The organism is Rhizobium sp. BK661, from assembly GCF_024808825.1.
Classification (GTDB): domain Bacteria; phylum Pseudomonadota; class Alphaproteobacteria; order Rhizobiales; family Rhizobiaceae; genus Rhizobium.
Window position 1 is genome coordinate 19,056 of sequence record NZ_JANTYT010000003.1, and the last position, 12,474, is coordinate 31,529.

General features: G+C 61.4%; 10 protein-coding genes. All 10 read left to right on the forward strand.

Annotated elements, in window-relative coordinates; genetic code table 11:
• The first annotated feature begins 219 nt into the window (after nt 1-219).
• On the forward strand, nt 220-642 hold the full coding sequence (locus FHX16_RS08920; protein WP_259127038.1) for a PAS domain-containing protein: 423 nt from the start codon (nt 220-222) through the stop codon (nt 640-642).
• Between the two features lie 21 nt (nt 643-663).
• Nucleotides 664-1,152 carry a DUF1643 domain-containing protein gene (locus FHX16_RS08925; RefSeq protein ID WP_259127039.1) on the forward strand — a complete coding sequence of 163 codons (489 nt, stop codon included), beginning with the start codon at nt 664-666 and terminating at the stop codon, nt 1,150-1,152.
• Nucleotides 1,153-1,720: 568 nt separating this feature from the next.
• On the forward strand, nt 1,721-2,335 hold the full coding sequence (locus FHX16_RS08930; protein WP_259127040.1) for an ANTAR domain-containing response regulator: 615 nt from the start codon (nt 1,721-1,723) through the stop codon (nt 2,333-2,335).
• Entirely contained in the window at nt 2,332-3,546 is a 1,215-nt protein-coding gene (locus tag FHX16_RS08935; protein ID WP_183755627.1) for a CmpA/NrtA family ABC transporter substrate-binding protein, read from the forward strand. Before FHX16_RS08930 ends, FHX16_RS08935 begins: the two co-directional genes overlap by 4 nt.
• Before the next feature lie 316 nt (nt 3,547-3,862).
• Nucleotides 3,863-5,125 (forward strand): nitrate/nitrite transporter, encoded by a 1,263-nt coding sequence (locus tag FHX16_RS08940; RefSeq protein ID WP_183861485.1) that lies wholly within the window; start codon nt 3,863-3,865, stop codon nt 5,123-5,125.
• An 18-nt stretch (nt 5,126-5,143) separates the two neighbouring features.
• Nucleotides 5,144-7,594, forward strand: a complete 2,451-nt coding sequence (nirB, locus tag FHX16_RS08945) for a nitrite reductase large subunit NirB (RefSeq protein WP_183861486.1) — start codon at nt 5,144-5,146, stop codon at nt 7,592-7,594.
• 4 nt (nt 7,595-7,598) lie between these two features.
• The gene (gene nirD, locus FHX16_RS08950) at nt 7,599-7,934 is read left to right on the forward strand and encodes a nitrite reductase small subunit NirD (RefSeq protein ID WP_259127042.1); all 336 of its coding nucleotides are present in this window, start codon (nt 7,599-7,601) and stop codon (nt 7,932-7,934) included.
• Complete coding sequence (locus FHX16_RS08955; RefSeq protein ID WP_259127733.1) at nt 7,934-10,591, forward strand: nitrate reductase; 2,658 nt, start codon at nt 7,934-7,936, stop codon at nt 10,589-10,591. The genes nirD and FHX16_RS08955 overlap by 1 nt, the downstream gene beginning before the upstream one ends.
• Nucleotides 10,563-12,062 (forward strand): siroheme synthase CysG, encoded by a 1,500-nt coding sequence (gene cysG / locus FHX16_RS08960; RefSeq protein WP_183861488.1) that lies wholly within the window; start codon nt 10,563-10,565, stop codon nt 12,060-12,062. The genes FHX16_RS08955 and cysG overlap by 29 nt, the downstream gene beginning before the upstream one ends.
• Complete coding sequence (locus tag FHX16_RS08965) at nt 12,062-12,364, forward strand: hypothetical protein (protein WP_183861490.1); 303 nt, start codon at nt 12,062-12,064, stop codon at nt 12,362-12,364. Before cysG ends, FHX16_RS08965 begins: the two co-directional genes overlap by 1 nt.
• Nucleotides 12,365-12,474: the final 110 nt, after the last annotated feature.

Here is a 12,474-nt window from a genome sequence, read left to right on the forward strand (position 1 = left end):
GGTGACATGCGCCTTCGTTGCTGCAATCCTGTTTGTCGCGTCAGTCATATAACCTCTTACGTGGCCGCATTTCGACTGCCTAAGTAGCAGGTGGAGATAAACTATGGAAGTCCTCACATTGAGCGATGACTTACTGCGGTCCTACTGAGACGGACCCTGGACTGATCTCCCCTTGCCGCACAGCGACTACGCTATAAAACCTTTCTAATTGGAGGATCCATGAAGCCGGACGCCGACAAACCGGGCACCGAGCGCATCTTCGCGGTAGACCTGTCCGACCCCGAAACAGAGGATGCAGGGATCTTCACTTGGGATGTGACCAAAGATCTCGTGTACGCCGACGCCGCGCTTGCGGAACTGTTCGGACTGGCTGCCGAGGAAACCATGCGCGGCTTGCCGCTTCAGTCGTATCTGGACCGTGTCCACCCCGAAGATCGACCGAAGCTGGCGAAAGCCATCACCGAAACCATCGTTGGCGAGCGACCGCAGCAGTCGGTCTACCGTGTCACGGCAGCAAACAATCATTACGTGCGGGTGGCTGCATTTGGCAGATGCTTTCGTGATCGCGACGGCACGCCGGTTCTTTATTCCGGCATCGTCATCCTCGAAAGCGAGGCGTCAACGGCGCCGGTCCATCACTGACGGCCGAGTGGAAAATGGCGAATGAGCGACAATTTCATCATCTCGTCAGCAGTGTTTTCAAGATGCGGTTGCTACCGATACCGGCTCGAGCGCCAATGGGACCCGCTGAAGAAAACAGTTGCGTTCTTGATGCTCAACCCATCCACCGCGAACGCACGCGACGACGACCCGACCCTTCGTCGATGCATCACCTTCGCTAGGTCGTGGGGATTCGGCGGTCTCGTGGTCGGCAACCTGTTTGCACTAAGATCGACCTCTCCAAGTTTGATCTACGAACACACCGATCCTGTTGGACCGGCGAACGATCGTTATCTTCGTAGGATCGGCAGGGACTACAGCCAAATCGTCTGCGCGTGGGGAAGACACGGCGCGTACCTCGGACGTGGTTCCAGAGTTTTCGAAATGCTCCGGTCGTCCCGGTGCTGCGCACTCAAGCTTACGTCCAACGGGCATCCTTCCCACCCGCTATATATTTCGGCGACCGCTGAACCAAAACCGTTTTGGATCTGAACCGGAAAACTTGGCAACCCAGCCCAAACGCGACAAATGAAGCATGTGACCTGGGGCAGTCCTTGCGTTCACCGAAGCTGGTCCCGAAGAGTTTGTTTTTGGCTGGGACGGTATTTCGCGGGGACGACCGAAAGAGCGACGTCAACCGATCGGGAGGCGAACACGCTACCAGCAAGCGCGACAGCCGTGGCGGCCATGACAAGCAAAAATGTGAACATGGTGGTTGGTCTCTCCATTTGCGTTACGGTCCCAGAGAACATCCGGCATGTGTCGCGATTGTTTTCTCTTTCCTTGGATTTGAAAGGCGATGTAACTACGGCTTGCGCGGACAAAGTAAGATACAAAGGACGAGATGCTCGCCCGATCTCCAAAAGCTCAATAATTAGGCGATTCGCAAAATAGCTTGATTTTAAGGCGAACATCGCGCAAGCAATGCGCCTCGCGAGAGTCTATGCATGACCTCAAAACTCAAGGGCGTTTGCGACGAAGCCATGATCCCTTCCGGTCAAACTGACATCAAAGACGGTCCGCTCCATGCGTCTCACGAGTACACGGCGGTAGACGCATAATGACCCCTCTTGCCAAACCCAGCGACCTCAACGTGCTCGTCATCGATGAGAACAGCATTCGGGCGTCGATCATCGAAGTCGGTCTGCGCGAGGCGGGCTATGACAACGTCACGCTCATCGATGACATGAAAGGCCTTGCAAGGCGCATCATGGAAATCAACCCTGATGTCATCGTGATCGACCTCGAGAACCCGAACCGCGACATGCTGGAAAGCATCTTCCAGATTTCCCGCGCGGTAAAGCGCCCCATTGCCATGTTCGTCGACAAGTCGGACGAAGCTTCCATCGAGGCCGCTGTTGAAGCTGGCGTTTCCGCCTACATCGTCGACGGCCTGAAGCAAGAGCGTGTCCGCCCGATCCTCAAGATGGCTATCAGCCGTTTCAACGCCTTCTCGCGCCTGAACCGTGAGCTGGAGGAAACGCGCGGCGAACTGGAAAACCGCAAGCTGATCGACCGCGCGAAGGGGTTGCTGATGCGATCCCGCGGGCTGAGCGAAGATGAGGCCTATGCGCTCATGCGGCGCACGGCCATGAACCAGAACAGGAAGATCGTCGAGATCGCGCAGAGCCTGATCACAGCCGCAATCCTCCTCGATCCGGGAACCGACGCATGACAAGCACGCATCAGATTACCGCTGGCTTCCTGCCGCTTCTCGATAGCGCGCTTTTGGTTGTCGCCAAGGAAAAGGGCCTTGCCGCCGAACAGGACGTCGCGCTGACGCTCGTGCGTGAACGCTCCTGGGCGACGATTCGCGACCGGCTTGCGGTCAGCCATTTCGATGTGGCCCATATTCTCGCCCCCATGCCGATCGCCTGCAATCTCGGACTGACCGCACCGGCACCGCGTATGATCGTGCCGATGGCGCTTGGACTTGGCGGCAATGCCGTGACCGTTTCCGCGGGCCTGTGGAGCGAGATGGCCGAATGCGGCGCCTCGCCGGATCTTGATGCACTTTCCAGCGGTCTCGCCTTGCGCAGGGTCATCGACAACAGGAAAGGCGAACGACTGCGCTTTGGCGTCGTCCACCCCTATTCAGGCCATAACTACGAGCTGCGTTACTGGCTGGCAGCAAGCGGCATTGACCCCGAGGAGGATGTAGAGATCGGCATCCTGCCGCCGCCCGATATGGCTGATGCGATGACATCGGGTCTGATCGACGGTTATTGCGCCGGCGAGCCCTGGAATACGCTCGGCGTGCTCCACAGCGGAGCGCACTTGGCGACAGTGAAGGCGGGCATCTGGAAATCCAGTCCGGAGAAGGTGCTTGGCGTCAACAGCCGCTGGGCCGATGGTCACCCCGAAGCCCTGGCGGCTCTCTTGCGCGCTCTTTACGGCGCCTCCCTCTGGTGCGCTGACACCGGCAATCGCGAGGAACTTGCCAACCTCCTGGCGCGGCCCGCCTACGTGGATCGGCCCGCAGAAAGTCTGCTGCCCGCACTAACCGGCCTTCTGAAAATCGGCGGAGGCGAAACGCTGAGCATCAGGGACTTTTTCGTCCCCAATGCCAAGGCGGCGACCTTTCCCTGGAAGAGCCACGCCCTATGGTTCTATACGCAGATGGTTCGCTGGGAGCACATCCGGCATACTCCGGAGCATCAGCAGATCGCCAACGACACTTACCGGCCCGATATTTACCGAAGTGCCCTCAAGGCACTGAATATTGCCATGCCGGCCGCAAGCTCCAAGGTGGAAGGTGCGCTTCAGGTCGAAACCCCTGTCGGCTCAAGCGGCGCACTGACACTGGGGCCGGACGGTTTCTTCGATGGCGGCCTGTTCGATCCCGCTGACGTCGACAGTTACATCGCCAGCCAGGTCCGCAGCTAAAGCATGCCCATTTTATATGCATTGCACAATTTTTAGAGCGATTGCTGCGCATGCGTTACCGCATAAATGATCGCCTGATTTTCGCGATCAATGCTATCCATTCAAAAACAATGACTTAATTAAACTGGCACGGCCCTTGCTTTGTAATAGGCAGGCCAACAGGCCAAGAATTTGCGTCCAACGACGGGCGCCCACAGCAAAGCCGCTGATCAGGATATCTCGCGCACCTCCCGTGTAAGCGCGCCCTGACCAGCGGCTTTTTGTTTTTAACCCCTAGCGATGGATAGGCACGACCTTGTCGGGCCCCGGAGAAGCCATGTCTGTTATCAGGAACACGCAGTCCATGTCCGCCGGCGAACCAGCCAAAGCATTGTGGATGTCCACGATTGCCTTCACCCTCTGTTTTGCCGTCTGGACGATCTTCGCGATCATCGGCATCCGGATCAAACAGGATCTCGGCCTGAACGAGGCCGAGTTCGGATTGCTGGTCGGCACACCGGTTCTGACCGGTTCGCTTGTCCGTATCGTCCTTGGCATCTGGACCGGCCGCTATGGCGGCCGCCTCGTCTACACGCTCACCATGCTGGCCGCTGCCCTGGCGACCTTCCTCCTCTCCTATGCCCAGACCTATACGCAGATGCTGATCGCCGGCCTCGGCGTAGGGCTTGCCGGTGGCTCTTTCGCGGTCGGCGTCGCCTATGTCTCGCCCTTCTTCCCGGCTCAGAAGCAGGGGACGGCACTTGGCATCTTCGGCGCCGGCAATGTCGGAGCCGCGGTGACCAAGTTTGCGGCGCCCTTCGTACTGATCGCCTGGGGCTGGCAGGCGGTTGCTCAGATCTGGGCCGTCGGCCTGGCGCTGATGGCAATCGTCTTCTGGTTCACCACGACGGATGACCCGGCATTCCGCCTTCGCCGCGAAGGCAAGATTGCCTCCAAGAGCCTGGCACAGGAATTCGCGCCGCTGAAGAACGTCCAGGTCTGGCGTTTCTCGCTCTACTACTTCTTCGCCTTTGGCGGCTTCGTTGCCCTGTCTCTGTGGCTGCCCCGCTATCTGGTCGGTGTTTACGGCTTCAATCTCGCAACTGCAGGCATGGTCGCGGCCGCTTATTCCATCCCGGGCAGCATCTTCCGCGCCTTCGGCGGCGTTGTCTCTGACAAGAAGGGCGCTCGTAGCGTGATGTACGTGATGTTCGCAGTCGCAGCCGTCGCAACGCTCATCCTTTCGCTCCCGGCCGCCGGCTCCGGCTCCGCACTCGGCATCACGCCTGTCGTCTTCATCGTCGTCATCTTCGCCCTCGGCTTCGTCATGAGCCTCGGCAAGGCTGCCGTCTACAAACACATCCCTGCCTACTATCCCGAGAGCGTCGGCGCGGTCGGCGGCATCGTTGGCATGATGGGCGGTCTCGGCGGCTTCATCCTGCCGATCGCCTTCGGCTTTCTCAAGGATATGACCGGCCTCTGGTCGAGCTGCTTCATGCTGCTCTTTGCGATCGTCGTTATCTCGCTGGTCTGGATGCACTTGTCGGTCAAGCAACTCGACCGCCGCGGCCTCTCCGCGCAAGCCGTCGCTGCCACCTGATCTGAGGATTTGAAAACCATGACTGAGAAGCTTGTTATCATCGGCAACGGCATGGCGCCCGGGCGCATGCTCGAGCACCTGTTCGAAAAGGCGCCGGACCAATATCAGGTCACGATCTTCAACGCCGAGCCGCGCGTCAACTACGACCGCATCATGCTCTCGCCGGTTCTCTCCGGCGAGAAGGAATACGAAGAAATCATCATCCACGGCGATGGATGGTACATCAAGCACGGCATTACCCTCTACAAGGGCCACAAGATCATCAAGATCGACCGTGCGGCCAAGACGGTCACGTCGGATCACGGCGTCACCGAAAGCTACGACAAGTTGGTGATCGCCACCGGCTCCGTGCCCTTCATCATTCCCGTGCCCGGCAAGGATCTGCCCGGCGTCATCACCTATCGCGACCTCGACGACGTGCAGGCGATGCTGCTTGCCGCCCAGTCTCGCGAGAAAGCGATCGTCATCGGCGGCGGCCTGCTCGGCCTCGAAGCGGCGGCTGGCCTTGCCTCGCGCGGTATGGACGTTACCGTCCTTCATGTGATGCCGACACTGATGGAGCGCCAGCTCGATCCGGCTGCCGGCTACCTGCTTCAAAAGGCCGTGGAAGAACGCGGCATCAAGGTTATCACCAAGGCCAACACCAAGGCCATCGTGGGTAACGGCAAGGTCGAAGGCATCGAGCTCGACGACGGCCGCATCATTCCGGCAACCCTCGTCGTCATGGCGGTCGGCATCCGCCCGAGCGTCGGGCTCGCCAAGGACGCAGGCATCGCCATCAACCGCGGCATCGTCGTCGATGACGGCATGCTGACCTCGGACGGCAGCATCATGGCGCTCGGCGAGTGCGCCGAAGTCGGCGGTATGGTCTACGGCCTTGTCGCTCCGCTTTACGAGATGGCCCGCGTCGCCGCCTCGCACTTGTCGGGCGACCGTTCCGCTGCCTTCGTGCATTCCGACACGCCGACCAAGCTCAAAGTGACAGGCATCGAGCTCTTCTCGCTCGGTGACTTCGCCGATGGCGACGACCGCGAAGAAATCGTGCTGCGCGACGCCTCAGCCGGCGTCTACAAGCGCCTTGTGCTGAAGGACAACAAGATCATCGGTACCGTGCTCTACGGCGAAACCGCCGATGGTGCCTGGTTCAACGATCTGAAAAAGAAACAGACCGATATCAAGGAGATGCGCGAAACGCTGATCTTCGGTCAGGCCTATCAGGGAGGGTCGCCGCTGGACCCTATGGCGGCCGTTGCAGCCTTGCCGGATGACGCGGAGATCTGTGGCTGCAACGGCGTCTGCAAGAGCAAGATCACCTCGACGATCACAAGCAAGGGCCTGACGTCGCTGGACGACGTGCGCGCCCATACCAAGGCGTCCGCCTCCTGCGGTTCCTGCACCGGCCTCGTAGAAAAGCTGATGACACTAACGCTTGGCGACAGCTACAATCCGGCCGCCGTCACGCCGATGTGCACCTGCACCGAACTCGGCCACGACGACCTCAGGCGCCTGATCAAGGCCAAGGGCCTGAAGAGCATCCCTGCCGTCATGCAGGAACTCGAATGGAAGACGTCGTGCGGTTGCGCCAAGTGTCGCCCGGCTCTCAACTACTATCTCGTCTGCGACTGGCCGAATGAATATGCGGACGATTACCAGTCGCGCTTCATCAACGAACGCGTTCACGCCAACATCCAGAAGGACGGCACCTATTCCGTCGTTCCGCGCATGTGGGGCGGCGTGACGAACTCCAACGAACTGCGCGCCATCGCTGATGTCGTCGACAAGTTCGAAATCCCGATGGTGAAGGTGACGGGCGGCCAGCGCATCGACCTGCTCGGCATCGAGAAGGAAGACCTCCCGGCAGTCTGGGCCGATCTCGGCAAGGCGGGCTTCGTTTCCGGACAGGCTTATGCCAAGGGGTTGCGCACGGTGAAGACCTGCGTCGGCTCCGACTGGTGCCGCTTCGGCACGCAGGATTCCACCGGCCTTGGCATTCGCATCGAGAAGTTCATGTGGGGCTCCTGGACACCGGCAAAACTGAAGATGGCGGTCTCCGGCTGCCCGCGCAATTGCGCCGAAGCGACCTGCAAGGACATCGGCGTCATCTGTGTCGACTCGGGTTTCGAGATCCACTTCGCCGGTGCTGCCGGCCTCGACATCAAGGGCACGGAGGTTCTCGGCCTCGTGAAGACCGAGGACGATGCGCTGGAGCATATCGTGGCACTGACGCAGATGTACCGCGAGCAGGCCCGCTATCTCGAGCGCATCTACAAGTGGGCGAAGCGCGTCGGCCTGGAGGAAATCCGCCGCCAGATCATGGAAGACGCCGACAAGCGCAAGGCTTACTACGACCGCTTCGTCTTCTCCCAGAAATTCGCCCAGGTCGATCCCTGGTCGGAGCGCGTCTCCGGCAAGGACAAGCATGAGTTCAAGCCGATGGCGACCGTCGGTTACCCGCAGGCGGCCGAGTAAGGAGATGGATATGAACTGGATTTCAATCGGCGACATCTCCGACATTCCGCTCCGCGGCGCCCGTTGCGTGAAGACACCCCAGGGCAAGATCGCCGTCTTCCGCACCGCAGAGAACGAGGTCTTCGCCATCGAGGACCACTGCCCGCACAAGGGGGGGCCGCTCTCCCAGGGGATCGTCCATGCCAAGGCCGTCACCTGCCCGCTGCACAACTGGGTGATCTCGCTCGAAACCGGCAAGGCGCTCGGCGCCGATGAGGGCGAGGTCCGAACCATTCCCGTCCGCAACGAGGATGGCGCCCTCTACATCGCGCTCGAAAGCCTGATGATGGCGGCCAAATGATGGAGAAAGAGGTCAAGACAACCTGTCCCTATTGCGGTGTCGGCTGCGGCGTCATCGCCAAGGTCGCCGAAGACGGCAAGGTGTCCGTCAAGGGAGACCCGGACCATCCCTCGAACTTTGGGCGGCTGTGCTCGAAGGGCTCGGCGCTCGGCGAAACCGTCGATCTCGATGGGCGCCTCCTCTACCCGGAAGTTTCCGGGGAGCGGGTGGAGTGGGAACAGGCGCTTGACCTCGTCGCACAACAATTTTCGGACGCCATCAATGAGCACGGCCCCGATTCCGTTGCCTTCTATGTCTCCGGCCAGCTGCTGACCGAAGACTATTATATCGCCAACAAGCTGATGAAGGGCTTCATCGGCTCGGCCAACATCGACACCAATTCGCGGCTGTGCATGTCGTCCTCCGTCGCCGGTCACCGCCGCGCCTTCGGTTCGGACACCGTGCCGGGTACCTATGAGGATATCGAGCTTGCCGATCTTGTGATCCTCACCGGCTCGAACCTCGCCTGGTGCCACCCGGTCATCTATCAGCGGCTGGCGACCGCCAAGGCGGCGCGCCCCGGCATGAAGGTCGTCGTCATCGACCCGCGCCGGACGATGACATCAGATATCGCCGACCTGCATCTCGCCATCCGGCCGGACAGCGACGTCGCGCTTTTCGTCGGCCTTTTCGAACATCTGATCGCAAGCAACGCCATCGATCAGAATTACATCGCCGAACATACCAGCGGCTTTGCAGAGGCCTTTACGGCTGCGACGGGCGTCTCCTTCAACGAGGTGCTTGATATGACCGGCCTTCCGGCCATGCAGCTTCGCGAATTCTATCGCCTCTTCGCCACGACCGAGAAGGTCGTCACCTGCTACAGCCAGGGCGTTAATCAATCCTCGTCTGGTACCGACAAGGTCAACGCCATCATCAACTGTCACCTCGCCACCGGCCGCATCGGCGGGCCGGGTATGGGGCCCTTCTCGCTCACCGGGCAGCCGAATGCGATGGGCGGGCGTGAAGTCGGCGGACTTGCCAACATGCTTGCCGCCCACATGGCGATCGAAAGCGCCGAGGATCGCGACCGTGTCCAGCGCTTCTGGCATGCGCCCACCATTGCGGAAAAGCCGGGCCTGAAGGCGGTCGACATGTTCAGGGCTGTTGCTGATGGCCGTATCAAGGCGCTGTGGATCATGGCGACCAACCCGGTCGTTTCCATGCCTGACGCCGACGCCGTCGAGGCCGCGATCAAGGCCTGTCCGTTCGTCGTCGTCTCCGACGTCCTGAAAAGTACCGACACCGCGCGTCACGCCCATGTCCTTCTGCCCTCGCTCGGCTGGGGCGAAAAGAGCGGCACTGTCACCAACTCCGAGCGCCGCATCTCCCGCCAGCGCTCCTTCCTTGATGCACCGGGAGAGGCCCGCGCCGACTGGTGGCAGCTTGCGGAAGTGGCGCAACGGATGGGCTTTACGCAGGCCTTCAACTTCGCCGCCAATGCCGAGATCTTTGACGAACACGCCGCCCTCTCAGCTTTCGAGAACAGCGGCAATCGCGACTTCGACATCGGCGCGTATGTCGGCATGAACCATCAGGCCTATGACGAACTCTCGCCGTTCCAATGGCCGCAGCCTGCGGGCCGTGAGATTGATGTGACCCGCTTCTTCGCCAAGGGCGGCTTCTACCACGCCGACGGCAAGGCACGTTTCATCGCCGTCGAGCCGGTCGCCGCGGATCGCACCTGCGCCGACTATCCCTTCACCCTGAACACCGGCCGCATCCGCGACCAATGGCACACGATGACGCGCACGGGCAAAAGCGCGCGGCTCTCGTCCCATATCGCCGAACCCTTCGCGGAACTTCACCCTCGCGACGCGATCGAGATCGGCGTCGGCAATGCCGGCCTCGTCGAAATCGAAAGCCCGCACGGCAAGGCCGTGGTGCGCGCCCTGATCACCGAGCGTCAGGCCCGCGGCAGCATTTTCGTGCCGATGCACTGGAACGATCAGTTTGCCGCCAAGGCCCGCATCGACGCTGTCGTGGCGCCGTTGACAGACGCAATCTCCGGCCAGCCGGCCTCGAAGAATGTCGCCGTCGCCGCGCGACGCTTCAAGGCGGCGCGTTACGGCTTTGCCGTTTCCGCCGCCAAGCCTGATCACCTCGAAGCCGCCTATTGGGCGCTGGCAAAGGCCGAAGGCGGCTGGCGGGTGGAACTCGCTTTCGACCAGCCGGTCGAGGACTGGTGCACGTGGTGCCGCAGCACCTTCGCTATTCCCGAAAATGTCGAACCGCTCGGCTACGCTGACCAGCAGTCCGGCGATCTGAGGCTCGCCTTTTTCGATGGCAAGCGACTGCTCGCGGCGCTGTTCCTGGCCCGCGAACCCGTGGCGGTTGCCCGCAACTGGGCGATCTCCCAGCTCACCGCCGAGCACACCAATCTGCGCAAGCGTTTCGCCTTAGTCGCCGGCCGCCCCGGCGCAGACAAGCCCGATCCGGGCGCCACCGTCTGCTCCTGCTTCGGCGTCGGCGTCAACCAGATCGTCGCTGCCGTTCGCGGCGGCTGCCACAGCGTCGAAGCCGTCGGCAAGGAACTCAATGCCGGAACCAACTGCGGCTCCTGCCGCGCCGAGATCAGGGGGATCATCGATGGATGTCTTGCAGCAGCCGCGGAATGAAGCACCCGCCCGCATGGAACCGCTTGCCAAGCTGCCGGTGTTCTGGGCGCTCGAAGGCAAGCGCGTGGTCGTCGCTGGCGGCTCCGACGCCGCCGCCTGGAAGGCCGAGCTTCTCGGTGCCTGCGGCGCGCAGGTGCATGTCTATGCTGACGCGCTTTCCGATACCTTCGAGAAGCTCATCCTGCGCGGCGCCGAGCACCCTCAGGGCGGTTTCGTCCATCACTGCCAAGGTTGGAATGAAACCATCTTCGCCGGCGCGACCATCGCCATCGCCGACTGTGAGGAAGACGACGAGGCGAAGGCCTTCTTCGACGCCGCCCGTGTTGCCGGCGTGCCAGTCAACGTCATAGACAAGCCTGCTTTCTGCCAGTTTCAGTTCGGCTCGATCGTCAACCGCTCCCCCGTCGTCGTCTCGATCTCGACGGATGGCGCAGCCCCGATCCTCGCCCAGGCAATCCGGCGTCGGATCGAGACATTGCTACCACGTGCACTGAAGGGCTGGGCTGAGCTGGCTCAGACCTTGCGCGACCGGGTCAATGAACGACTGACGCCTGGCCCGCTCCGTCGCGCCTTTTGGGAGCGGTTTGTCGATCGCGCCTTTTCAAGTTCGGATACGCCGGAGGAGGGCGTCGGCGGGCTGCTTCTCAAGGAGGCCGACAGGCTTCGGGAAGCGCCCGCCCTCTCCTCGCGCGGTCGCGTGACGCTGGTCGGCGCCGGCCCCGGTGATGCCGAGCTTCTGACGTTGAAGGCCGTCCGCGCCCTGCAGGCAGCGGACGTTATCCTCTTCGATGATCTCGTTTCGTCAGAGGTGCTGGAACTCGCCCGGCGCGAGGCCAAGCGCATGCTTGTCGGCAAGCGCGGCGGCCGCACGAGCTGCCGCCAGGAAGATATCAACGACATGATGGTAAAGCTTGCCAAGGCGGGCAAACGGGTCGTGCGGCTGAAGTCGGGCGATCCGATGATCTTCGGCCGCGCCGGCGAAGAGATTGCCCATCTCGATCGCGAGAACATTCCGGTCGATGTCATCCCCGGCATCACCACCGCAAGCGCCATGGCCTCGCGTCTCGGGATCTCGCTGACGCATCGCGACCATGCTCAGTCCGTCCGCTTCATCACCGGCCATTCCCGACATGGAGGCTTGCCTACCGATGTCAACTGGAGGACCGTTGCCGATTCCCACACGACAACCGTTTTCTACATGGGCGGCAGAACAGCGCCGCTCATCGCCGATCGCTTGATCGATGAAGGCCTCTCGTCGGAAACGCCTGTTATCATTATCAGCGACGTCAGCCGGACGACCGAGCGGGCTTGGAACGGCACGCTTGCAACCATCTCTGATGGGATCGCGCAGATCGGCTACGACAACCCTGTGCTGATCGCCATCGGCAGCACGCTTGCAGCACGCCAGATCGTCGCTCACGACACCGACGATTTTGGCAGCGATCGCCGCATGGCCTTGGGAGCGCGCTGATGCCGTTCCACGCGATCGCCCCCGTCTTCCTCGTTCTTGCCATTGCCTTGAGCTGGCCGCGTTTCGCCAGCATATTCTCACCGGACACCAAGGCGGAGGTGACGGCAGCGCCTCTCACAACAATTGCGACCGCGATCAACCTTTCCGCGATCGGCTTGGCTTTTGCCGGCAACGATCCGGGGCTTGCTATCCTTGTCCTCTTGGTTGGTGTCCTCCTTGGCGCGACGATGCGCGCCCCGACACCAGTCATATCTGTGGCGCTTTCGGTAGCGAGCCTCGCGGTCTCTCTTCAACTCAGTTGAGTCCCCCCGCCATAAGGCTACGAACCCTCTTCGCGGGCGGAACCTCAGGCATCGGTCTGGCAACTAGCGGCGTCCGAGCTGTCATCACCGGCCCTGACCAAACCACGCTC

Coding starts and splice junctions, on each gene's coding strand:
- FHX16_RS08920 (WP_259127038.1), top strand. CDS start 220: ATGAAGCCGGACGCCGACAAACCGGGCACCGAGCGCATCTTCGCGGTA.
- FHX16_RS08925 (WP_259127039.1), top strand. CDS start 664: ATGAGCGACAATTTCATCATCTCGTCAGCAGTGTTTTCAAGATGCGGT.
- FHX16_RS08930 (WP_259127040.1), top strand. CDS start 1,721: ATGACCCCTCTTGCCAAACCCAGCGACCTCAACGTGCTCGTCATCGAT.
- FHX16_RS08935 (WP_183755627.1), top strand. CDS start 2,332: ATGACAAGCACGCATCAGATTACCGCTGGCTTCCTGCCGCTTCTCGAT.
- FHX16_RS08940 (WP_183861485.1), top strand. CDS start 3,863: ATGTCTGTTATCAGGAACACGCAGTCCATGTCCGCCGGCGAACCAGCC.
- nirB (WP_183861486.1), top strand. CDS start 5,144: ATGACTGAGAAGCTTGTTATCATCGGCAACGGCATGGCGCCCGGGCGC.
- nirD (WP_259127042.1), top strand. CDS start 7,599: ATGGATATGAACTGGATTTCAATCGGCGACATCTCCGACATTCCGCTC.
- FHX16_RS08955 (WP_259127733.1), top strand. CDS start 7,934: ATGGAGAAAGAGGTCAAGACAACCTGTCCCTATTGCGGTGTCGGCTGC.
- cysG (WP_183861488.1), top strand. CDS start 10,563: ATGGATGTCTTGCAGCAGCCGCGGAATGAAGCACCCGCCCGCATGGAA.
- FHX16_RS08965 (WP_183861490.1), top strand. CDS start 12,062: ATGCCGTTCCACGCGATCGCCCCCGTCTTCCTCGTTCTTGCCATTGCC.